The 23736-nt window shown below is 64.6% G+C and carries 12 protein-coding genes; 6 read left to right on the forward strand and 6 right to left on the reverse strand.

Annotated elements, in window-relative coordinates; translation table 11 throughout:
• Nucleotides 1-286: 286 nt before the first annotated feature.
• From ABE093_RS07370 to ABE093_RS07380, 3 genes are read right to left on the reverse strand one after another with little or no spacing between them, the layout of a single operon-like run.
• Nucleotides 287-1525 carry a putative bifunctional diguanylate cyclase/phosphodiesterase gene (locus tag ABE093_RS07370; RefSeq protein WP_430760238.1) on the reverse strand — a complete coding sequence of 413 codons (1239 nt, stop codon included), beginning with the start codon at nt 1523-1525 and terminating at the stop codon, nt 287-289.
• A complete protein-coding gene (locus ABE093_RS07375) occupies nt 1522-2748 on the reverse strand; it encodes an HD-GYP domain-containing protein (protein WP_430760239.1) in 1227 nt (408 codons plus the stop codon). Before ABE093_RS07375 ends, ABE093_RS07370 begins: the two co-directional genes overlap by 4 nt.
• Nucleotides 2749-2766: 18 nt before the next feature.
• Complete coding sequence (locus tag ABE093_RS07380; RefSeq protein WP_430760240.1) at nt 2767-4380, reverse strand: serine hydrolase; 1614 nt, start codon at nt 4378-4380, stop codon at nt 2767-2769.
• Nucleotides 4381-4482: 102 nt separating this feature from the next.
• Between ABE093_RS07380 and ABE093_RS07385 the strand changes: the two genes are divergently transcribed.
• The 3 genes from ABE093_RS07385 to ABE093_RS07395 all read left to right on the forward strand — a co-directional run bounded on the left by ABE093_RS07385 (nt 4483) and on the right by ABE093_RS07395 (nt 6579).
• Nucleotides 4483-5301: a DUF72 domain-containing protein gene (locus tag ABE093_RS07385; protein ID WP_430760241.1), complete on the forward strand. Its 819-nt coding sequence runs from the start codon at nt 4483-4485 to the stop codon at nt 5299-5301.
• A gap of 70 nt (nt 5302-5371) precedes the next feature.
• Nucleotides 5372-5890, forward strand: a complete 519-nt coding sequence (locus tag ABE093_RS07390; RefSeq protein WP_430760242.1) for a sigma-70 family RNA polymerase sigma factor — start codon at nt 5372-5374, stop codon at nt 5888-5890.
• A gap of 29 nt (nt 5891-5919) precedes the next feature.
• Complete coding sequence (locus ABE093_RS07395; RefSeq protein ID WP_430760243.1) at nt 5920-6579, forward strand: hypothetical protein; 660 nt, start codon at nt 5920-5922, stop codon at nt 6577-6579.
• Between the two features lie 13 nt (nt 6580-6592).
• Here the strand turns inward: ABE093_RS07395 and ABE093_RS07400 are convergent, their stop codons facing one another.
• Both ABE093_RS07400 and ABE093_RS07405 read right to left on the reverse strand, forming a co-directional pair.
• The gene (locus tag ABE093_RS07400) at nt 6593-7273 is read right to left on the reverse strand and encodes a GNAT family N-acetyltransferase (protein WP_430760244.1); all 681 of its coding nucleotides are present in this window, start codon (nt 7271-7273) and stop codon (nt 6593-6595) included.
• A 20-nt stretch (nt 7274-7293) separates the two neighbouring features.
• Nucleotides 7294-8724: an MATE family efflux transporter gene (locus ABE093_RS07405; protein ID WP_430760245.1), complete on the reverse strand. Its 1431-nt coding sequence runs from the start codon at nt 8722-8724 to the stop codon at nt 7294-7296.
• Between the two features lie 92 nt (nt 8725-8816).
• On the opposite strand from ABE093_RS07405, the gene dbpA reads away from it, so the two are divergent.
• The 3 genes from dbpA to ABE093_RS07420 are packed head-to-tail and all read left to right on the forward strand — an operon-like array spanning nt 8817 to nt 11970.
• Complete coding sequence (gene dbpA, locus ABE093_RS07410) at nt 8817-10199, forward strand: ATP-dependent RNA helicase DbpA (RefSeq protein WP_430760246.1); 1383 nt, start codon at nt 8817-8819, stop codon at nt 10197-10199.
• 53 nt (nt 10200-10252) lie between these two features.
• Nucleotides 10253-11212: an ABC transporter ATP-binding protein gene (locus ABE093_RS07415; RefSeq protein ID WP_430760625.1), complete on the forward strand. Its 960-nt coding sequence runs from the start codon at nt 10253-10255 to the stop codon at nt 11210-11212.
• Nucleotides 11209-11970 (forward strand): ABC transporter permease, encoded by a 762-nt coding sequence (locus ABE093_RS07420; protein ID WP_430760247.1) that lies wholly within the window; start codon nt 11209-11211, stop codon nt 11968-11970. Before ABE093_RS07415 ends, ABE093_RS07420 begins: the two co-directional genes overlap by 4 nt.
• 134 nt (nt 11971-12104) lie before the next feature.
• On the opposite strand, the gene ABE093_RS07425 is transcribed toward ABE093_RS07420, so the two are convergent.
• Nucleotides 12105-23093 carry an autotransporter-associated beta strand repeat-containing protein gene (locus ABE093_RS07425; protein ID WP_430760248.1) on the reverse strand — a complete coding sequence of 3663 codons (10989 nt, stop codon included), beginning with the start codon at nt 23091-23093 and terminating at the stop codon, nt 12105-12107.
• Between the last annotated feature and the right edge of the window lie 643 nt (nt 23094-23736).

The following is a 23736-nucleotide window of genomic DNA, read 5'->3' on the forward strand; positions in this document are numbered from 1 at the left end:
TAACGCCATCGGGGCACGTCATGCCGTGCCAAGGCGCGTGCGATGCAAGGAAGAACGAGCGAGTTTATGTCGATAAATGAGCGAGTGACGACGATGCAGCGTGCGTGCCTTGGCACGGCCCATCGGGTTGCCTTGTGCGGTCGCCATGCGGCCGTGCGCGGCTTGAACAGGCAGCCAGCCTGCTGCAGCGCCACGCGCGACCACCTGACAACCGCACAAGGCAACATGACGTGCCCCGATGGCGTTAGCAGGCCCTAATTGTGCCGGGAATGTGCGAACGAAGTGTTCAGGCCACGTCGCGGCCGTCCACCATCGCCGCCACCACGTCCTCGGCGGGCGCCGGGCGACCGATGACATAGCCCTGCACCTGGTCGCAACCGAGCTCGGTCAACACGTCGAGGGTCGCCTGATCCTCCACCCCTTCGGCCACGCAATGGATGTCGAGGCGATGCGACATGTCGATCATCGACGCCACCAACTGGCGCAGGCGCGTGTCGCGCGCGAGATCGGTGATGAACATGCGGTCGATCTTGAGCTCGGAGACCGGGAAGTCCTTCAGGTAGGAGAAGGTGGCGTAGCCACTGCCGAAATCGTCGATGCCGATGCCGATGCCCTTGTCCTTCAGCCCGATCATCGAATCGATCACCGCCTCGATGTTGTTGGCGAACGCGGTTTCGGTGATTTCCAGCATCAGTTGCTCGGGGCGGACGCTCCAGATCGACAACGCGCGCTCGACCAGGCTGCGGAATCCGGCATCGGCCGCGAACAGCGGCGACACGTTCACCGCGCACACCACATCGGGGGCGACCTTGCTCCACGTCGCGAGGTGGCGCATGGCTGCGTGCAGGCTCCATACCGTCAGTTCGCCGATCAAACCGCTCTGCTCCGCCATCGGCACGAAATCCGCCGGCGACACCGAACGGCCATCCGCCAGCGTCCAGCGCGCCAGCGCTTCGTAGGCGACGGTCCTGCCCGTGGCGATTTCCTGGATCGGCTGCAGGTGGAGTTGCAAGGCGTTCATCCGCAACGCTTCGGCCAGCACGCTGTGGCCGACCGGCGGACGCAATTCCTGGCCGCGCGCCATCTCGTAACCGTGCCGGGAATGGATCGCCCACGCGCAGGCGTGATCGGCCGCCATCAGCATTTCTTCCGGCGTGCGTTCCTGCGGCGACGACACCACGCCGCCAACCGTGACGCGCGCCAGCACCGAGTGGCGATCGAGCTGGATCGGATGATCGAATAGTCGCGCGATCTTGGCCGCGGCGAGTTCGGCATGCGGTTCGCCACGCACTGCCGGCAGCAGGATCGCGAAATCGCTTTCGCCGATGTGGAACAGCATGTCGCCGGGACGCAGTGCGTCGCGGATCAGCAGTTCTGTTTCGCGCTGCAATTGCTCGCCGATCGCATGGCCAAACGAGAGCTCGGTTTCGCGCAGGCGCCGCAGGCGCACCACCAGCAACGCGAACGGATCGTCTTGCCGCATGAGGGTGACCATCTCGGCGAGCACGCGGCGATAGCCGCTCACAGGAACAACTCCGTCGGATCCAGCCCGTAAGTGTTGCCGTGGACGCTGCGCACGATGCCGAGGCGCTCGCCATTCTCGTCCACTTCGTTGCCGAGCAGGTTGAACGGAACAAAGGGATCGCGCAGGGTCTTGTCCGGCATGGTCAGCAGCATCAGGCGCGGACGCAGCCGGTGCGCATTGTTCTGCGCGACGACGATCCCGATTTCGCCGCTGCTCAATTCCACCAGGGTGCCGACCGGATAGACGCCGAGGCAGCGCACGAATTCCTCCACCAGCTCGCTCTGGAACTGGCGGTCGCGTCCGCGGTACAGCTCGCGCAAGGCGGCATCGCGCGTCATCGCCGCACGATAGGGACGATCGCTGGACATGGCGTCGAAGGCATCGACGATCGAGGCGATGCGTCCACTGAGTGGGATTCCGGTTCCGGCGAGCCGTCGCGGATACCCGCTGCCGTCGAAGAATTCGTGGTGGCAGGCGAGCATGTCGCGCGCCTCGGAGTCGTTGAAACCGGCGGCGTCGAAGCGGCGGCAACCTTCTTCGACGTGGTTGCGCATTTCCATCGCCTGCGAAGCGTGCAGCATGCCGGGGCGATCGACCACGTTGGCCGGCACGCTGGCCATGCCGATATCCATCAGCAGCCCGCCGCGCGCCAGCGACAGCAATCCGCTTTCCGGATAGGACAGCGCGCGCCCGAAGGCGATCGCCAGCGCGCAGCAATTGGTGGCGTGGCGATAGGCGTAGTCGGAATGGCGCTTCAACGCCATCAGCCAGAAATAGGCATCCTGGTTGCGCGTGACCGCGGCGACCACCGGGGTGACGGCGGCATCCACGCTCTGCTGGTCGAGGGTGTCGCGACTGCGCAACGCATCCAGCAAGACCGAGGCCTGCTCGGTGAACGTGGTGAACGCCTTGTCGGCGATGCGCACCTCGCGTTCGAAACGCTGCTGGAACGCCTGCTCGTCCTGCTCGCGCTCGGCGCGGGTGACGATGCGATCCGCGCGTGGCGTCAGCGTCAGCAGGCGACGACGCTGCGCCGGTTCGCACAGCTCGACGTCGATGAAGACCACGCTGCTCCAGCGTTCGATTTCGCGCACGTCGTCGTCGTTGCGCACCAGGAAGCCCTGCAACGGGAACGGCGTGCCGTCCCACGGCCGGTCGAGCCGGCACACGTACATGCCCGGCTGCAACTGGTCGACGTCGATCCGGCGTTCCTCGATCCTCATGCCTCGGCTTGCGTCCGGTTATTTGGCGGGGGTCAGGCGCAGGTCCTGGAAATCGAAACTGAAATCGGTGAGCGGCGATACCGGCTCCATCCGCACCTCGCGCACCTTGCCGTCGGCATCCAGCGCATAGCTGACGAAGGCATCGGCGTTCAACGCGCGCTCGCGCCAGTGGACGATGAAGGTGTCGTGCTGCCACGGCTCCATGTCACCGACCAGTTCCGCGGTCTTCGCGAACCGCATCTCCAGTCCCTTCGCGCCCTGCTTCACCACCACGTCGCCGTACCACGGATCGCGGAAGATGCCGGCGTAGCCGGACAGCGGCAACGAAGGCTTGGACTTGGCATCGCGTGCTGCCTGGTGCTTCTTCCAGCTGTCGTCGGAATCGCCCGATGCCTTGGCCACCGCCTTGGCGTACGCGCCCAGCCAGTCGTAATCGACGCGGCCGAGCAGGATGTCCAGTGCCTTGTAGGTCACGGCCTGGAAGGCGGCGCCCACTTCCTGATTGGTCAGCACCACGACGCCGAGCTTGCGATCCGGCACCAGCGTCACACGCGAGACCATGCCCGGCCAACCGCCGGTATGCCAGACCAGGCGATTGCCGGCGTAATCGCTGAGGAACCAGCCTTCGCCGTAGCCGCTGAAGTTCGGCACCATCGGCTGCAGTTCCGGCACCGACGGCTTGCCGACCGGAATCGGCGTCAGCACCGACCACATCTGGCGCTGGCTCTTCTCGTTGAAGAGTCGCTTGTCGCTGCCGGGAATCTGGCCGCCGGCGAGCTGGGCGTTCATCCACTGCGTCAGGTCATGCACGCTGGAATACAGGCCGCCGGCGCCCGAGGCGTTGCGCCAGGTCGTGGTGCCCACGGTCTTCAGTTCCTTGAAATTGAACTTGGCGTGTCCGGTGGCGACGTTGTCGCCGGACTTGAGGTCGTCGCTGTTGTAGCGCGTTTCCGTCATGCCCAGCGGGTTGAAGAAACGCGTCTGCAGGAACTGCTTGTACGACATGCCGCTGGCGTCCTCGATCACCAGCTGGGCGACCGCGAACAGGATGTTGTCGTAGGCGTACTGGGCGCGGAACTGGCCGGTGATCGGCACGTTGCGCAGGCGCTCGGCGACTTCGCGCGTGGTGTAGCTGGACGTCGGCCAGTACAGGAGGTCGCCGGCACCGAGGCTCAAGCCGCTGCGATGCGCGAGCAGGTCGCGGATGCGCATGTCGTTGGTGATGTAGGGATCGGACATGCGGAACCACGGCAGGTGATCGATCACCTTGTCGTTCATGTCGAGCTTGCCGTCCTCGGCCAGCATCTGCAGCGAGGCCGCGGTGAACGCCTTGGTGTTCGAGGCGATGGCGAACATGGTGTGGGCATCGACCGGCTTGCCGTCGTCGATGTTGCGCAGGCCGTAACCCTTCTCCATCACCACCCTGCCGTCCTGCACGATCGCCACCGCGATGCCCGGCACGTCGAACTGCTTGCGCACGGCGTCGACATAGGCGTCGAAGGCTGCAAGACGCGACGGATCGATCGCCGTCGACGTGCTTGCGGGGGTGTTCGCGGACTGGGGCGCGGCGTTGGCGATGGCGCACACCGCGACCAGCGTCACGGCCAGAAAGCGGCGGAAAATCAGATGCATAGTGGGAACCCTGTTCCAGTCCGTTGGCACAAGCGTAGCCGATCCCACAGTTCGCGCAATCGGCACTTGCACAAGCGCGCGGATGCGCATCCAATCCGGCCCATGGACAGGACCAAAGAAGCCATAAGGATTGGCATCGGCGGCTGGGTATACGAGCCGTGGCGCGGCCGCTTCTATCCCAAGGGATGGCAGCAACGGCGGGAGCTGGAGTATGCCAGCCGCCATGTCACCAGCATCGAAATCAACAGCACCTACTACGCGGCGCAGAAGCCCGAGACCTATGCGCGCTGGCGCGATGCGGTGCCCGACGATTTCGTCTTCAGCGCCAAGGCGCCGAAGCGGATCACGCAATCGCGACGGCTGGCGTCCACCGGCGGCCAGGTCGATGCCTTCCTCGGCGACCTCGCGCACCTGCGCAACCGCCTGGGACCTGTGGTCTGGCAGCTCGATCGCAACGCCCAGGTCGACCGCGATGATTTCACCACCTTCCTCGACCTGATCCCGGACACGCTGGATGGCCGCCGCCTGCGTCATGTCCTCGACGTGCGCGATGCCGCCTTCGTCAATGCCGACTATGTCGCCATCGCCCGCGCGCGCGGCATGGCCATCGTCCACACCGATTCGCCCGACCTGCCGCAGATCGCCGACATCAGCGGCGATTTCGTCTACGCGCGGCTGATGCGCAGCCGCACCTGGATCGAAACCGGCTACCCCGACGAGGAGCTCGCCGCATGGGCGGCGCTGGCGCAACGCTGGGCCAGCGGCGAGGATCCCGCCGAGTTGCCGCACGTATCCCCGATCGCTGCACCGGTGCAGCCGCGCGAGGTCTTCCTCTACTTCATCAGCGCGGCCAAGGAACGCAATCCGGCCAGCGCGATGGCCCTTCTGTCCCGATTGGGGATCGATACGCCGGGGATGTGAGAAACCGCCCTTCGCCGCGAATCACTACGATAACGGGCGCCCACCACGGCCCCGCAACCGTGGCAGAGGAATGGACGAAGCGATGCAACCGACGGCGATCGACCTGGAAACGCGCGAGGCGTTCGGCGCCCTGCTGGAGCGCCATCGCGGCATCCTGTTCAAGGTCGCCAATTCCTGGTCGCGCCTGCCCGAGGACCGCGCCGACCTGGTCCAGGAAATCGCCATGCAGCTGTGGCGCGCGTGGCCGCAATACGATCCGGCGCGCAGCTTCTCGACCTGGATGTACCGGATCGCGTTGAATGTCGCGATCAGCTTCGGTCGCGGCGACGGTCGCCGCCGACGCCATCTCGTGCCGCTCGACGACACGCACGACATCGCCGACCACAACGCGGCCGACCACGAAACCGAACAGCAGGTCGAACTGCTGCAGCGCTTCATCCGTGCGCAGAAGCCGCTCGATCGCGCCCTGCTGATCCTCTACCTCGACGAACGACCGCAGCGCGAGATCGCCGACATCCTCGGCGTCAGCGAAGCCAACGTCTCCACCAAGATCGGACGCCTGAAACAGCGCATCCGCAACGAACTCTGACGACATTCGACAACGGGATACCCATCATCATGGAACTCGACGACTTCAAGACCGCCTGGCAATCGCTGAACCAGCGCCTCGACCACCAGGACGCAGTCAACCTGCAATTGTTGACCGAGCGCAAACGCGATCGACTGCATGCCAGCCTGCGACCACTGTTCTGGGGGCAGTTGCTGCAGATCCTGCTGGGCGTAGCGCTGGCGCTGCTCGGCATCGCCTGCTGGAAAAACAATCTCCACACCGCGGGCTATCTGCTGGCCGGCATCGTGCTCCACGCCTTCGGCATCGCCAACGTCGTCCACGGCGGCATCACCATGGGATTGATCGGCAGCATCGACCACGCCGCCCCGGTGCTGGCCATCCAGAAGCGTTTGACGCTGCTGCGCAAGTTCCAGCTGCTTGGCGCCGTCCTGCTCGGGCTGCCGTGGTGGATCATGTGGATCGTGGTGGTGATCGCCTTCGCCGGACTTGCCGAACATCCGCTGCAAGCCGGCACGCCACTGTGGGTGTGGATCAATTTCGCGGTCGGCGCATTCGGCCTGCTGGCGACCTGGGGGGTGTACCGCTGGTCGCATGCCGATCCCCGGCGCATCAAGTTGGCGAAGTGGATGGACGATGTCGCCTCGACGGCGAGCATCCGCAAGGCGCAGGCGCAGCTGGACGAACTCAGGAAGTTCGAACGGGAATGAAGTGTTCGCCGACCTACCGACGCCGCAGCACCGCGAACGGCAGGCTGCGGCGGAGGCGATAGCCGAGGCGTCGATACAATTCCACGGCGCGCACGTTGTCCGGACTCACGTGCAGGAAGGGAACATCGCCACGGGCGTGCGTCCGGTTGGTGAGGAAGGTGGTGAGTCGGCGTGCATGGCCGCGACCGACGGCATCGGGATGGGTGCAGATCGCACTCATCTCGCGCCAGCCCGGCATGCCCAGCCGCTCGCCGGCCATCGCTTCCAGCCACTGCCGTGGACGCAACCCGAAATAACTGCCGAGCACCATGGTGCGTGGCCGGAAATAGTGGGGATAGACCAGTGCGGTGAGCGCGAGCACGTCCTGCGGCTGGTCGGCGTCGAGCGCGACGATCTCCGGTCCGTCGATCACAGGCAGTGGCGACTCGCAGACCATCTGCAACAAGTCCGGGAAGCGTTCGATTTCCCAGCCGGCCGGCGCGGTGTCCGGGAACACGCCGAGGAGCAACCGCGCTTCGCCCGGCGCCATCAACGCCGACAATGCCACGGGTTCGAATGCATCCGCGCGCGACGCCCCGATGAAGGGCGCGATATCCGCCGGATAACACGCCACTTCGCCCGATCGCAGCGCGTGCGCTGCATGCAGGCTGTCGAGCGACGACCAGAATGGATTGTCGAGAGGATGCGCGGCCATGCGCCCAGTTTAGCCGCGCCCTAGACCTTCGCCGTCTTCCAGCCACCGCGGCTGAACAGCCACAGCGTGAACAGGCCGACCGATGTTTCCGAGACGAATGCCGCCCAGAACACGCCGGTTTCCTTCCAGCCGAAGTGCAGCGCCAGCAACCACGCCAGCGGGATCTGGATCAGCCAGAAGAACACCAGGTTGATGCGCGTCGGGGTGACGGTATCGCCGGCGCCGTTGAAGGCCTGCACGCTGACCATCCACCAGCCGTAGACGTAGAGCGAATACGAGAGGATGCGCAGCCATTCCGCGCCGACCTTGATGACCGCGGGATCGTGGGTGAAGAAGCCAACGAGTTGCTGCGGGAACAGGAAGAAACAGGCGGCAATCACCAGCAGATAGCCCATGTTGTACCAGCCGATGTGCCACACCGCCGCTTCCGCGCGTCCCGGTTCGTTGGCGCCGAGGTTCTGCCCGACCAGCGTCGCCGCCGCGTTCGACATGCCCCAGGCCGGCGTCATCGTGAACATCATCAACCGGATCGCGATGGTCGCGCCTGCCACCGCCGCGCTGCCGATGTCGGCGAGGATGCGCATCAGGAAGATCCACGCGCTCATCGCCACGATCATCTGGCCGATCCCTCCCAGCGAGGTGCGCACGATGTTCCACAACACCTCGCCATGCACTCTGATCTGCGAGACCAGCACGCGGATGTGCTTGCCCCCACGCAGCAGCATCCACAACTGGAACAGCACGCCGCAGCCGCGCCCGATGTTGGTGGCCATCGCCGCGCCTTCGATGCCCAGCGCCGGTACCGGTCCGTAGCCGAGGATCAGCAACGGGCACAGCAGGATGTTGAGTCCGTTCGCCAGCCACAGCACGCGCATCGAGATCGCGGCATCGCCGGCGCCGCGGAACACGGCATTGATGACGAACAGCAGCAGGATGACGAGATTGCCCCCGAGCATCCATTGCGTGTAGCGATAGCCATGGGCGAGCGCCCAGGCGTCGGCGCCCATCAACCGCAGCAGGTCTTTCGCATAGACGATGCCGACGACCGCCACCGGCAACGCGACCAGCAGCGCGACGAAGATCGCCTGCACCGCCGAGATTGCCGCTTCTTCCTTCTTGCCCTCGCCGATCCGGCGCGCGATCACCGCCGTCACCGCCATCGCCAGACCCATCGCCACGGCGTAGAGCAGGAACAGATAGCTCTCGGTCAGGCCGACCGTGGCCACCGCCGACGGCCCCAGCGTCGCGACGAAATAGATATCGACGACGGCGAAGGTTGATTCCAGCACCAGTTCGAGCACCATCGGCACCGCCAGCAGCAGCACCGCGCGGCGCAACGGGATCTTGGTGTAATCGGCTTCGGTACCGCGGATGGCGTCGCGCAGTTCGCGCCAGAGCGAATGCGGTGCAGCGGTTCCAGATGGCAGGGCCTGCGTGTCTTGCGAATCCACCGCGAACTCCGTGGCCTGCCGATTATGTTATCAACGATAACATACGCCCATTCGCGCTCGCAACCCGGCCACCGCCCTGCGATCATTGAAGGATGACAACCCCCGTCTCCTTCGCCGACCTCGCGCTCATCCCGTCCCTGCGGCCGGGCCTCGATGCGCTCGACTACACCGCACTGACGCCGATCCAGGCACAAGCCCTTCCCGCCATCCTCGACGGCCGTGACCTCATCGCGCAGGCACCGACAGGCAGTGGCAAGACCGCGGCCTTCGGGTTGGGCCTGTTGCAGGGCATCGATGCCGGCGTCGTGCAAACCCAGGCGCTGGTGCTGTGTCCGACCCGCGAACTCGCCGACCAGGTCGGCAAGGCCCTGCGCAAGCTCGCCACCGGCATCGCCAACCTGAAACTGTCGGTGCTGTGCGGCGGCATCCCGCTTGGCCCGCAATTGGCGTCGCTGGCGCATGCGCCGCACGTGGTGGTGGGTACGCCCGGGCGCGTGCTGGAACTGGTGCAGAAGGACGCACTGGACCTGCGCAACGTGCGCACGCTGGTGCTCGACGAAGCCGACCGCATGCTCGACATGGGCTTCGACGAACCGATCCGCGCGTTGGTGAAGCGCACGCCGAAGGAACGCCAGACGCTGCTGTTCTCGGCGACCTTCCCGGACACGATCCGCACGCTGGCCAAGGCGATGCTGCGCGATCCGCTGGAAGTGAGCGTCGAAGGCGGCGCGCAACCGGCTTCCATCGAGACGCACTTCTTCGAGGCCGAACCCGCGCGGCGCGCACCGCAACTGGCGGCATTGCTGCTGCAATTCCGCCCGGAATCCACCGTGGTGTTCTGCAACATGCGTCGCGACACCGAGGAAGTGGTCGGTTCGCTGGCGCATTACGGTTTCAGCGCCCTCGCCCTCCACGGCGACATGGAACAACGCGATCGCGACGAGGTGCTGCTGCGCTTCGCCAACCGCAGCTGCAACGTGCTGGTCGCCAGCGACGTCGCCGCGCGCGGACTCGACATCGACGACATCGGCGCGGTGGTGAATTACGAACTGCCCACCGATGTCGACACCTACCTGCATCGCATCGGCCGCACCGGTCGCGCCGGCAAGGCCGGATTGGCCTTGAGCCTCGTATCGACACAGGAACGTGGGCGCGCCGCGCTGGTCGAGGAACGCCAGGGCACGGCGATCCGCTACGAGAAGGTCGAACCGCTCGCGGGCAAGCCGCGCGAAGTGCCACAGGCAACGATGGCGACGCTGCGCATCGACGCCGGTCGCACCGACAAGCTGCGTCCGGGCGACATCGTCGGCGCGTTGACTGGCGATGCCGGCGTGTCAAAGGATGCGATCGGCAAGATCGACGTCTTCCCGACCCGTAGCTATGTCGCCATCGCGCGCAACAAGGCGAAGCACGCGCTGGAACAGTTGCGCGCCGGCAAGATCAAGGGCCGCAAGTTCAGGGTGAATCCCCTGTAGGGACTGCAAGGCAGTACGATGCGTCCTACTGCCATGAGCCCGGGTTTCGCATGATGTCGAACGACACGCCACTCATCGTTTCGGTGCGCAACCTCAGCAAGACCTACGCTTCCGGCTACCAGGCGCTCAAGGATGTGAGCCTGGATATCCGCCGCGGCGAGATCTTCGCCCTGCTCGGCCCGAACGGCGCCGGCAAGACCACGTTGATCAACATCATCTGCGGCATCGTCAATGCGAGCTCCGGAACCGTGCTCGCCGACGGTCACGACATCGTGCGCGAATCGCGCGCGGCACGCATGAAGATCGGGCTGGTGCCGCAGGAACTGTCCACCGATGCCTTCGAGAGCGTGTGGGCAACGGTGCGCTTCAGCCGTGGCCTGTTCGGCCGTCCGCCGGATCCGGCGCATCTGGAAAAGGTGTTGCGCGCGTTGTCGCTATGGGAAAAGCGCGACAGCAAGATCATGGCCCTGTCCGGCGGCATGAAGCGGCGCGTGCTGATCGCCAAGGCGCTGTCGCACGAACCGCGCATCCTGTTCCTCGACGAGCCCACCGCCGGCGTCGACGTCGAATTGCGCCGCGACATGTGGCAGATGGTGCGCGAACTGCGCGAAAGCGGCGTCACGATCATCCTGACCACGCACTACATCGAAGAGGCCGAGGAAATGGCCGATCGCATCGGCGTGATCCGCAAGGGCGAGCTGGTGGTCGTCGAGGACAAGCATGTATTGATGCGCAAGCTCGGAAAGAAGCAGCTGACCCTGCAATTGCAGGCGCCGCTGCAAGGCATTCCGGAAGAGCTGGCCGGCGAGCCGCTGGAGCTGGCAGACGACGGCAATGCGCTGGTCTACACCTTCGACGCCCAGGCCGAACACAGCGGCATCGCGACCCTGTTGCGCCGACTGGGCGACCTTGGCATCGGCTTCAAGGACCTGCATTCCAGCGAAAGCTCGCTCGAGGACATCTTCGTCAGCCTCGTGCACGACGATCCCCGCGACGAGGAGGTGCGCGCATGAACATCCACGGCATCAAGGCCATCTACCGCTTCGAGATGGCGCGCACCTTCCGCACCATCACCCAGAGCATCGCCTCGCCAGTGCTGTCCACCTCGCTGTACTTCGTGGTGTTCGGCGCGGCCATCGGCTCGCGCATGGGCGCGGTCGACGGCGTCAGCTATGGCGCCTTCATCATCCCGGGCCTGCTGATGCTGTCCCTGCTCAACGAGAGCATTTCCAATGCCTCGTTCGGCATCTACATGCCGAAATGGGCAGGCACCATCTACGAGCTGCTGTCCGCGCCGATCTCGCCGCTGGAAATCGTGATCGGTTACGTCGGCGCCGCGGCCACCAAGTCGATCATGCTCGGCGTGCTGATCCTCGTCACCGCGCGGCTGTTCGTGCCGTACCACATCGCGCATCCGCTATGGATGTTGTGTTTCCTGCTGCTGACCGCGGTGAGCTTCAGCCTGTTCGGTTTCATCATCGGTCTGTGGGCGGACGACTTCCAGAAGCTGCAGGTGGTGCCGCTGATGATCGTGACCCCGCTGACCTTCCTCGGTGGCGCGTTCTATTCGATCAGCATGCTGCCGCCGCTTTGGCAGAAAATCGCGCTGTTCAATCCGGTGGTGTACCTGATCAGCGGATTCCGCTGGAGTTTCTACGGGCTGTCCGACGTGAACGTGGCGATCAGCGTGGCCGCGACGCTGGGCTTCCTGCTGCTATGCCTGCTGGCGGTGTGGTGGATTTTCCGGACCGGGTACAAATTGAAGGCGTGAGACTTTTCGGCTGGAAGCAGTCATTCGCATTTCCAGTCGTACTGCCTGATGCATGGAAAGACCCCGGCGTGGCGCCAGGGTCTTGGACGGAACATCCTCGATACAGTCGTTGATCGACTCTCGATCATCCCATCTCAACCGTCGCACGATTCCTCGGCGGGCACGGGCTTGGGCGCGGTCGATGGCGTCTTTCTCAGCATCCGCGACTTCACACGGTGCTTGGGAGCAACACCGACCGACTTGCCCTTCCCGCTCCAGGGACGACGATGGTGCCCGCGCGCCACGGCCTTTTTCGCGGATTTCGCATCCGCTGAAGCCTTGGGTATCTTGCACCTGCCGAAATGCGTGTCCTTGGTTGCCGGATCCTGCAGCACGGGTGTCGTCGCAACCGGAGTCGCCGCAGCGACAACTCCCGCGCCGCGCGTATCGTCCGACGTCGTACCCGACGTGGCGGCCGGAACGACCGGGGCGGGACGCACTGCAGCCGACGACGAGGACGGATCGAAGTCCCAGCGGAAGCCGACGTTCGCGGAGTTGCTGGTGTTGTGCGAGGCACGATCCGTGGTGACGTAGAAATAGGCATTGGCCTGCGGCGTGATGTCGTAACTCAGCCCCGCTCCGCCCTGCCAGCGATTGCGTGCCGCGGGCGCGCTGCCGGTCACGAATCCCACCTCGGGCGCTCCGGAAAATGCCATCGCGGTCGTGGTGTTGCTGCGCGCATTGCCACGCAGGTAACGCGTCATCACCATCGGATGCAGTCTCGGTCCGCTCGAGGCATTGCCGCCGAAGTCACCACTCAATCGCACGCCGACGCCATATTGCGTATTGCTGGCATGGCTGCTTCCCACGTTGAGGTTGGCATCGGCCGAACCCATCTCCTGGAACCCGTCGTATTTCACCTTCGTGTAGTAGGCGCCTGCGAACGGTTCGATGTGCAGCTGGCCCGCATTGAAGCGATAGCCGCTTTCCACGCCCGCGTTGACCGCGGTTCCGCTGTAGCGCGCGCCGGTACGCTGCATCAATTGCGAACCGACATGCACCAGGCGATCGCTATTGGCGCGTTGCCAGCCGTAAGACGCGGTTCCATCCACCCACCACCCACTACCCGCAGGCGCGAACGTGGCATACGCACCGACGGAGTATTGCTTGGTGTCCACGGTGTCGGTGCGTACCCCCGCCTTGGTGCGTGAAGTGGCGGCGCTGGCGCTCAGGCCCAACCGCAGGCTTGGCGTCACCGCGGTATCTGCACCCATGATCACGCCACGGTTGCGATAGTCGGTCGCGACCACGCCCTGCACGGCATCCTGGCGCGCGTCGACCGCGTACGGTTCGACCCACAACGCCTTCCCGGTGCTGCCTTCGACACGCGCGAGTTGCATCCGGTTGAACATCGTGTCCATCACGCGGGCCTGGCCCTTCAACTCGTTCTGCGTGGCCGATGCATAGGTTTCACCAGTGAGCGAATCGAAGGCGGGAATCACCTGACCGTATGCAAGTCCGCGTGTCGCATCGAGCAAGGTGGTCATGCGCGCGGGTGTTTGCGTCGAGATCGTCTGCAAGGCGGACGCCATCGACTGCTGATTTCCACCCAGGCCCGGGAACTGGTCGAATGCGAGGTTGGTGCCTCCCGGCCCGGTGGAGCCCTGTGCGAGCGTCAGCAAGACGTTGTTGCCGCTGGTCGCCACGCTGGCATTGAGGAAGGGCAACACGTTCTGGATCACGCTCGCGTACGCACCGCTCAAGCCTCCGCTGGCATTGAGGATGGTGAATGTCGTGCTTGGTCCATATGCGCCGGCCGTCGGCAGGGCAATCAATTGGCCGCCCAGGACCGCCGTGCCGTTGACCTGGATTTGGTCACTGGTGCCCCCCGCAGTCGTATGGATCTGCGTGGTCGATCCCGCGCCAAGCGTCAGGCCGCCGAGCGTCAATATGGCCCCTGGCGTGCCACTGCCCGCCGCAGCGCCGGTCGCACCACTGACACCACCGGGAGCGAGCGTCCCGTTCACGGTGACCGGCCCGTTGATGCTGCCGGAACCAACCAGCGCACCGCCCGCGTTGATGGTGGCGGGACCGCCAAGCGCGCCATTCACAACAAGATTGCCGCCGATGTTGCTGCCACCGCTGAAGTTCGCGGTATTGCCGCTACCGATGATCAATGTTCCCGAACCGACGCCGAGATTGGTGAGGTTGTTGAAGGATGCCGTCGGCAAGGTGGCCTCGCCCGTCCCCGTGATATTGAGCGTGGTATTGCCACCCGATCCATTGACGCTGCCGGTCACGCCAGCCAGGTTTGCGTAGCTCACGCCGACGCTGCTCCCGCTGCCGATATTGAGCGTACCGGCCAGCGGACCGTTGATCGTCGCGGCGCTGCCGCTGCCATTGAGGTTGGCGGTAGCGCCCGTCCCGACCGTGATGTTACCGGCATAGGGCGATGCGGCATTCAGCACGCCGCCGTTGACCGCCAAGCCGCCACTGAAGCCCGTCAACGGTCCATTCAAGGCAAGCGTGCCGCTGCCCTGCTTGTCGAGCAGGCCGGTACCGTCGAGGGCCCCGCCAAGCGTCAGGTTCTGCGTCCCCGTCACCTGCAGTCCGCCGGCGCCCACCGCGACCGTGTTGGCGAGCGTGACCGGCGCGCTGGCTTGCAAGGTTCCACCGCTGACATTGAGCGTGCCCGTGCCAAGCGCGCCATTGCTCCCGACAATCACGCCCGCACCGGAACCCAGCGTGGTGCCGCCGCCGTAAGTGTTGTTGCCACTCAGCGTCTGCACGCCGCCGTTGATGGCAAGCGCGCCCGTCGGTCCACTGATCGTGCCTGCGTAGTTGCCCGTTCCGTTCAAGCCCAGCATGTTGCCACCGAGCGCCACCGTGCTGCCCGCCACACCATTCAATGCACCGATGGCCTGGTTGCCCGCTGCGGTGATGTCGAGTGCACTGCTGCTTCCCGCCAGGTTCACCGCGCCGGTCGACACCAGGCTGCCGCCCGCACCGATCGCCAGCGTGCCTACATTGATGTTTGTGCCGCCGGTATAGCTGTTGGCGCCCGTGAGTGTCAGCGTCGAGTTGCCATCCTTGCTCAGACTGCCAAGACCGTCAATCGTGCCGCTCAGGGTCAGCGGGTTATTGCCCAGCACATCGAGACCCGCGCCACTCGCCAGGTTGACGGTGTTGGACAACGCAGTTGCGCCCGCAGTGCTGTCGAGCGTTGCCGCGCCATTGACATTCAGTGCCCCGGTGCCCAATGCGGCGTTATTGCCTGCGACCACGCCGGTGCCCGCCGCGAGCGTGGTACCACCGCCAAAGGTGTTCGTGCCACTCAGCGTCTGCACGCCGCCATTGATCGCCAACGCGCCCGTTGCGCCGGTGATGTTGCCGGCATAGTTGCCCGTGCCGTTCAAACCCAATGTGTTGCCACCGAGCGCCACCGTGCTGCTTGCCACACCGTTCAATCCACCGACGGCCTGGTTGCCGGCGGCGGTGATGTCGAACGCACTGCCGTTGCCTGCCAGGTTCACCGCACCGGTCGATGCCAGGCTGCCGCCCGCGCCAATCGCCAACGTGCCGGCATTGATGTTGGTGCCGCCGGTATATCCGTTCGCGCCAGTCAAAGTGAGCGTCGAATTGCCATCCTTGCTCAGGCCGCCGAGGCCGCCGATGGTGCCGCTCAATGTCAACGGATTGCTGCCCAGGACATCGAGACCTGCGCCACTGGCCAGGTTGACGTTGTTGGCCAACCCAGTTGCACCGGCAATGCTGTCGAGCGTTGCAGCGCCATTGACGTTGAGCGCCCCGGTGCCCAGTGCGGCGTTGTTGCCGGCGACCACGCCAGCACCCGCGACGAGCGTGGTTCCACCGCCATAGGTGTTGGTCCCGCTCAGCGTCTGCACGCCGCCGTTGATTGCGAGCGCACCGGTCGGCCCTGCAATCGTGCCCGCATAGCTGCCCGTGCCATTCAAGCCCAGCGCGTTGCCACCGAGCGCCACCGTGCTGCCTGCGACACCGTTCAATGGACCGATGGCCTGGTTGCCGCCAGCGGTGATATCGAACGCACTGCCGTTGCCCGCCAGGTTCACCGCACCGGTCGATGCCAGGCTGCCGCCCGCGCCGATCGCCAAGGTTCCCGTATTGATGGTGGTGCCGCCGGTGTATCCATTCGCGCCAGTCAGCGTCAGCGTGGATGCACCATCCTTGATCAGGCTTCCCGCGCCGCCGATCGTGCCGCCCAGTGTCAAGGCATTGCTGCCCAGCACATCGAGGCCCGCGCCGCTTGCCAGGTTGATGTTGTTGGCAAGCGCGGTTGCACCCGCGGTGCCGTCGAGCGTCGCGGCGCCATTGACGTTGAGCGCTCCCGTACCCAGTGCGGCGTTGTTGCCGACGATCACCCCAGCGCCCGCGGCGAGCGTGGTTCCACCACCATAGGTGTTGGTCCCGCTCAATGCCTGCACGCCGCCGTTGATGGCCAACGCACCCGTCGCGCCACCGTTGATCGTTCCTCCGAAGCTGGCGCTCCCGAGTCCGCCCAAGCTGAGCGTGGTGTTCCCCAGGTTCACGGTGCCGGTGGCGCCATTCAATGCACCGATGGTCTGGTTGCCAGCGCTGGCGAGATCGAAGATGCCCGTGCCACCCAGGGTGACGTTGCCGGTCGAAGCCAGGCTTCCGCCCGCGCCGATCGCCAACGTTCCGGCATTGATGTTGGTGCCTCCGGTGTAGCCGTTCGCACCCGTCAGCGTCAGCGTGGCCGCACCGTTCTTGCTCAGGCTGCCGGTGCCATTGATCGCGCCGCCAAGCGTCAAGGCATTCCCGCCCAGCACATTCAACCCGGCATTGCCGGACAGATCGACTGCATTGGCCAAGGTGACCGCTGCACTGGAATCCAGGGTTGCCGCGCCATTGACCGTCAGTGCGCCGGTGCCGAGCGCGCCATTGCTTCCAACGACAAGACCGGCATTGTTGCCGAGCGTGACTCCGCCGCCGAAGGTATTGGTGCCGCTCAACGCCTGCACGCCGCCATTGATGGCGAGCGAGCCGGCCGGCCCCGTGATCGTGCCTGCATAGCTGAAGTTGCCGGGACCACCCAACGTCAGCGTGTTGCCACCCAACGCGACCGTGCTGTTGATCGCCGCGCCGTTGAGCCCGCCAATGGTCTGGTTGCCACCCGCGGTGATGTCGAATGTGGTGCCGGATGCGAGTGCGACCGCGCCGGTGGGCGACAGGCTGCCACCCGCACCGATCGCCAGCGTGCCGCCATTGATGAAGGTGCCACCGGTGAAGCCGTTGGTGCCGGTCAGCGTCTCGACGCCTGCACCGACCTTGGTCATGCTGCCCGAGCCCGCGATCGAGCCGCTGAACGTTCCGTTGGTGGCATCACCGAGAACGAGATTGTTGGCGCCCATGTTGACCGTGCCGCCACCCACCAGCGTGCCGAAGGTCTGGGTGCCGTTGCCGGCCGACAGATCGAAGGTGGCGCCGGTTGCAAGATTCACCGTGCCGCCCGCGTTGAGGCTCGCGCCCGCGCCGAGCGCCAGCGTGCCGGTGTTGATGAAGGTGCCGCCACTGTGGGTATTGGCGCCATTGAGCGTCAGCGTGGCCAAGCCATTCTTGGTGAGACTGCCGCCGCCGGACAGCGAGCCGTTCAAGGTCAATGCGTTGTTGCCCATGAATGTCAGGCCGCTGTTGAGCACGACATTGTTGGCGAGCGCGAGCGCACCGGTGCTGTCGAGCGTCGATGCCCCATTGACCGTGAGATCCCCGGTGCCGAGCGCGCCGCTGTTGCCGACGACCAGGCCACCACCATTGAGGGCGACACCACCGCCGAACGTATTGGCGCCACTCAGTGTCTGCACGCCGCCATTGATGGCCAATCCGGCGGTCGCGCCGCCGTTGATGGTTCCACCGAAACTGGCATTGCCAAGCCCGCTCAGGCTCAGCGTATTGCCGGCACCCAGATTCACCGTGCCGGATGCACCGTTCAACGCACCGATGGTCTGGTTGCCTGCATTGGTGAGATCGAAGATGCCCGATCCGCCCAAGGTGACATTGCCGGTCGCGGACAGGCTGCCGCCCGCACCGATTGCCAACGTGCCGCCCAGGATGTTGGTACCGCCGGAATAGGTATTGATGCCGGTCAGCGTCAGATTCGAACCATTCATGGTGAGACTGCCGCCGCCGCTGATCGCACCTCCCAGCGTCAAGGCATCGCTGCCCTGCACCGTCACTCCGGAACCGCTGCCAAGGCTGATGTTGTTGCCGAGGTTGATCGCGCCGTTCGTCGCGGCCAGCGTGACCGCGCTGCCGGCGCCGATGTTGAGGTTCCCGCTACCGAGCGCAGCGTTGTTGCCGACAATCAGTCCGCCGGCATTGAGCGCAGTGTTGCCGCTGAAACCGACATTCGCGCCGCCCAATGTCAGCGTGCCGCTGCCGTTCTTGATCAGTCCGCCGCTGCCGGCGAGCGTGCCGCCGAAACTGGTGCTTGCATTGCCGCCCAGCGTCAGTGCGTTGGCGCCGAGATTCACGTTGCCAGCCGTGCCGGCCAGGGAATCGATCGTCAAATCGCCGCCGGCACTGATGTCGAAGCCGGTTCCGGCGCCGCCCAGCGTCACCGCGACATTGGGCGACAGGCTGCCGCCCGCGCCGATCGCCAGCGTGCCGCCGTTGATGTTCAATCCGCCGTCGAACGCATTGGCGCCGGTCAGCGTCTGCACACCGGCACCCAGCTTGGTCAGTCCGCCCGTGCCGAAAATCGAACCGCCAAAGGTCTGGTTGGTGACGTCACCGAAGCTCAGCGAGTTCGCGCCGAGATTGATGCTGCCACCCGCACCCGACAACGCACCGATCGTTTGATTGGTGAAGGCGCCCGACAGATCGAACGTCGTGCCGGTTGCCATGCTGACGCCAAGCAACGACGACAAGCTTCCGCTCCCCGCCAAGCTCACCGTGCCGGCATTGATCGCCAGATTGCCGTTGAGCATATTCGCGCCACCCAGGGTCAATGTTGCAGAACCGTTCTTGATGAGATTGCCGGTACCGGAGATTCCGCCGTTGAGCGTCAGCGCATTGCCGCCGAGCAGGTTCAAGGATCCGCCGCCACCAAGCACGATGTTGCCGCCCAGGGTGTAGGCGCCCGCGGTGTCCAGGGTGACGTTGCCACCCACGTTCAAGGCCGCATTGCCGAGCGCGTTCGCATTGCCCAGGAACAAGCCGCCACCGTTCAATCCCAGGCTGCCGGTGAAGCCTGCATTCGCGCCATTCAAGGTGAGCAGCGAGACGCCACTCTTGATCAGACTGCCGCTTCCGGACAACGCGCCGTTCAAGGTCAGCGCATTCGTACCCAGCAAGTTGAGCGAACCGCCTGCACCGAGATTCCAATCGTTGGCGAGACTGAAGGCGCCCGCGGTATCGAGTGTCGCCGAACCGCCGACACTTACTATCCCAGTGCCGAGCGCATTGAGGTTGCCCACCATCAAGCCGCCACCATTCAGCGCAAAGCCTCCACTGAAACCGGTGTTCACGCCATTGAGCGTCAGCAAGGCGCTTCCGCTCTTGACCAGGCCGCCACTGCCCGACAGCGTGCCGTTCAAGGTCAGCGCATTGCTGCCCAGCAGGTTCAGCGATGCGCCTGCACCCAGATTCAGGTTATTCGTGAGGCTATAGGCGCCCAACGTATCCAGCGTGGCCGCGCCACCGATGTTCAGGGCGGCAGAACCCAGTGCAGCCGCATTGCCGAGGACCAGCCCACCGCCATTCAAGCCGAAGTTGCCGGCGAATCCGCCGTTCGCACCATTCAAGGTCAGCGATGCGGTGCCACTCTTGATCAGGTCACCCGTACCCGACAACGTGCCGTTCCACGTCAGCGCATTGCCGCCCAGCAGGTTCAGCGATGCGCCCGCACCCAGGCTCAGATTGTTCGTGAGGTTGTAGCTTCCCAGCGTATCCAGCGTGACCGCACCACCGATGTTCAACGCACCCGAGCCCAGCGCACCAGCATTGCCCAGCACCAGGCCACCGCCATTCAATGCAACGCCACCACTGAAGGTGTTTGCACCACTCAACGTCTGCACGCCGGCGCCCAACTTGACCAGGCTGCCACCGAAGCCGCCAATGACGCCGCCGAAGCTCGCATTGCCGGAACCACCGAGCGTCAGTGCGTTGGCGCCTAGATTCACGTTGCCCGCGACGCCGGCCAGCGAACCGATCGCGAGACTGCCGCCTGCGCTGATGTCGAAACCTGTTCCGGCGCCACCGAGCGTCACCGCCACATTCGGCGACAGGCTGCCGCCCGCGCCGATCGCCAACGTGCCGCCGTTGATGTTCAATCCGCCGCCGAACGCGTTGGTACCGATCAGCGTCTGCACACCGGCACCCAGCTTGGTCAGTCCGCCCGACCCGAAAATCGAACCGCCGAAGGTCTGGTTGGTGGCGTCACCGAAGCTCAGCGAGTTCGCGCCAAGGTTGATGCTGCCGCCCGCGCCCGACAACGCGCCGATCGTCTGATTGGCGAAAGCACCCGACAGATCGAAGCTCGCGCCCGAAGCCAGGCTCAAGCCCAGCGATGGCGACAGCGTCCCGCCACCCACCAGGCTCACCGTGCCGGCATTGATCGCCAGATTGCCGTTGAGCGTGTTCGCCCCCCCAAGTGTGAGCGTCGACAAGCCGCCCTTGATCAGGTTTCCGGTGCCGGAAATGCCTCCATTGAGCGTGAGATCGTTGCTGCCGAGCAGATTGAGGGAGCCACCGACGCCGAGGTTCCAGTTGTTGTTGAGCGCGTACGCACCCAAGGTATCGAAAGTGACCGCGCCACCGATGTTCAGGCCCGCCGAGCCCAGCGCGCCGGCATTGCCGAGCAGCAGCCCGCCACCATTCAACCCGAGACTGCCGCTGAAGCCGGTGTTTGCACCGTTCAAGGTCAGCAGCGCGCTACCGCTCTTGATCAGACCACCGCTACCCGACAGCGTGCCGTTCAAAGTCAACGCGTTCGTGCCGAGCAGATTCAGCGAGCCACCGGCACCAAGGTTCCAGTCGTTGGCCAAGCTGAAGGCACCGGCTGTATCCAGCGTCGCTGCACCGCCGACGCTCAGCACACCGGTACCGAGTGCATTGAGATTGCCCACCATCAGGCCGCCACCGTTCAGCGCAAAACCACCGCTGAAACCGGTGTTCACGCCATTGAGCGTCAGCAGGCCACTCCCGCTCTTGATCAGGCCGCCATTACCGGACAGCGTGCCATTCAAGGTCAGCGCATTGCTGCCGAGCAGGTTCAACGAACCGCCCGCACCCAGGCTCAGATTGTTCGTGAAGCTATAGGCACCGAGCGTATCCAGCGTGGCCGTTCCACCGATGCTCAACGCACCCGAACCGAGTGCGCCGGCGTTGCCCAGCACCAGGCCACCGCCATTCAACGCGACACCGCCGCCGAACACGTTCGCGCTGCCCAGTGTCTGCACGCCGGTGCCGGTCTTGATCAGGCCACCGCTTGTGCCCGTGATATTGCCGCCGAAGCTGGCATTGCCGGAACCGCCCAGCGTCAGGAAATTGGCGCCGATATTCACGGTGCCGCCAATGCCCGCCAGCGAACCCACGCTCGGATTCAATGCGGCCGACAGATCGAATGTCGTGCCCGCGCCACCCAGCGTCACGCCGAGTGTCGGCGCCAGGCTGCCGCTCGCGCCCAATGCCAGCGTGCCGCCATTGATGTTCAAGCCTCCGGTGAAGGAGTTGGCGCCGCCCAACGTCAATGTCGCGAGGCCACTCTTGGTCAGGCTGCCCAGTCCGCCGATGTTGCCGTTCCACGTCAACGCATTGCCGCCCAGCAGGTTCAGCGAGAAGCCGGACCCCAGGTTGACGGCATTGCCCAACGAAAATGCGCCGGTCGTATCTAGCGTGGCGTTGCCACCGACATTGAGACTGCCTGTGCCAAGCGCAGCCGCGTTGCCGAGAAGCAATCCGCCTGCATTGAGGTTGATGCCACCACCGAAGGTATTCGCGCCGTTCAACCTGACGACGCCGCTGTTCGTGATGTCGAGTCCGCCCGTCAATCCTCCCGACAACGTGCCGCCGAGCGTGAACCCATTGCTTCCCCCCAAGGTCAGGCGACCGTTGAGGTTGAAATTGTTCGCCAACGAAAGACCGCCAATGCTCGCGGCGATGGCGCCGCCATTGGCATTGAAAATGCCGGCTCCGAAGGCGCCGGCACTATTGAAGTTCACCAAGCCGTCATTGAGTGTCGTGCTTCCACTGACCACATTGCCCTGCAGATTCCAGGTGCCGCTGTGCACCGTCAAATCCTGGAATCCGGTATAGACGGTCGAATTGATGGTGGTGACCGCACCGCCTGTGCCCGCGCCGGGACCGCTCTCCGAATTCTGCAAAACCAGGCCGCTGCTGAAGTTGCCGGCACTGACCGTCCCCGAAACGCTTGATCCGGAGACCGCGGTGAAGGTGTTGGCCCCGGCCGAATTGCCGAGGTTGACGCTGCCGGTAATGCTGCCAGCATTGAGGAAGGTGTTGCCGCCCGTGGTTGCGGCGCCGAGGCCGACCAAGCCCGTAATGGTGCCGGTACTGGCATTGGTGAAGTTGGTATTGGCGCCGCCCGATGTCGTCACCGCACTGTCCGTCGCACTCGCAGCCGGGATGCCGAAAACCGACCGATATGCGGTGATGGCGCCGGCATTGGTGATGTTGTTGGTACCGCCTGCTCCGTTCGTGATCGCGAGGGCTTGCCCGCCCGTGCCCGTGAGCGTCACGCCCGCGAGCGTTGCGCCGGCGTTGTTGTTCACGGTGATGGTGTTGGCGGACGCATTGCCGAGCAACGCACCTTGGGCAGCAAAACTGAAACTGCCGCCACCTGCAATGGGACTGATCACGCCGGAATTGTTGAGCGTGATCCCGTTGCCAGTCAGGTTCACCGACGGTCCGCCCAAGAAGGCATTCGAGGTGACTGTCGCGCCTGTTGCCACGTTCATCGTGACGTTGTTGGCGCCGTTCGCAACATTGGTAGTGCTCGACGCCGCCGGACAGTCGATCGTCGTGGCGCCCCCGGATGTCGTGGTATTGCATGCGGCATGGGCCACACCGCCTGCCAACGGCAGTGCGATCGCGGCTTTCAGCGCCAGCAGAATCGCTTTTGCCAATCGGCAATGCGGATTACGGCGTGAACGACGGAAACGACCAATGTAATTGCTGCGCATAGCATCCCCCTGCATGTCTGGCACACGAAGCACGAACGCCACCCCTTTCTTCAGGCAAAAGGACAGGCCAGCCGTGCCGCTCATGGAAACGACAGCTGAAACTTGATTGCGGTTTTTCCTGGACGAATCCGGCTAAGCCCCGTCCCTGTCAGGAGAGGCAGTCATGGAAAGTCAGGAAAAGGGATTACCCGCGCGACCTACTCGGGCGCTGGCTTGGGCAACCAGAGCATCTGCTCTTTGTTCTGCATATTTCCCCCGTCATGTCGATTGAACATGAGGCACAGGCATGACCTGCTGCATTAAAAAGCCGGTTCTGTTCGTGCCTTCGGAAACGACTGCTTCTGAATTCGTGTTATCGGATCGCCAATGGATCCTTCCGGCAGGCCTTCATCTTTCCAGATGATTGGATCAAGCGCTCTGGTACGACCTGCTTTTCCCGTCCTTGCGGTCAGGTATATGACTGGAATCGTTAAACGAATGTGATTTTCAGGGTATTAATGCGACCGCACTGACAGTTTTGACAGGTACGGATGCACAGTCGCGCATTCATACAAATAAATAAAATCATGACTCCCGGGCTTTGGAT

Source organism: Solilutibacter silvestris, assembly GCF_050574925.1.
Classification (GTDB): Bacteria; Pseudomonadota; Gammaproteobacteria; order Xanthomonadales; family Xanthomonadaceae; genus Solilutibacter; species Solilutibacter silvestris_A.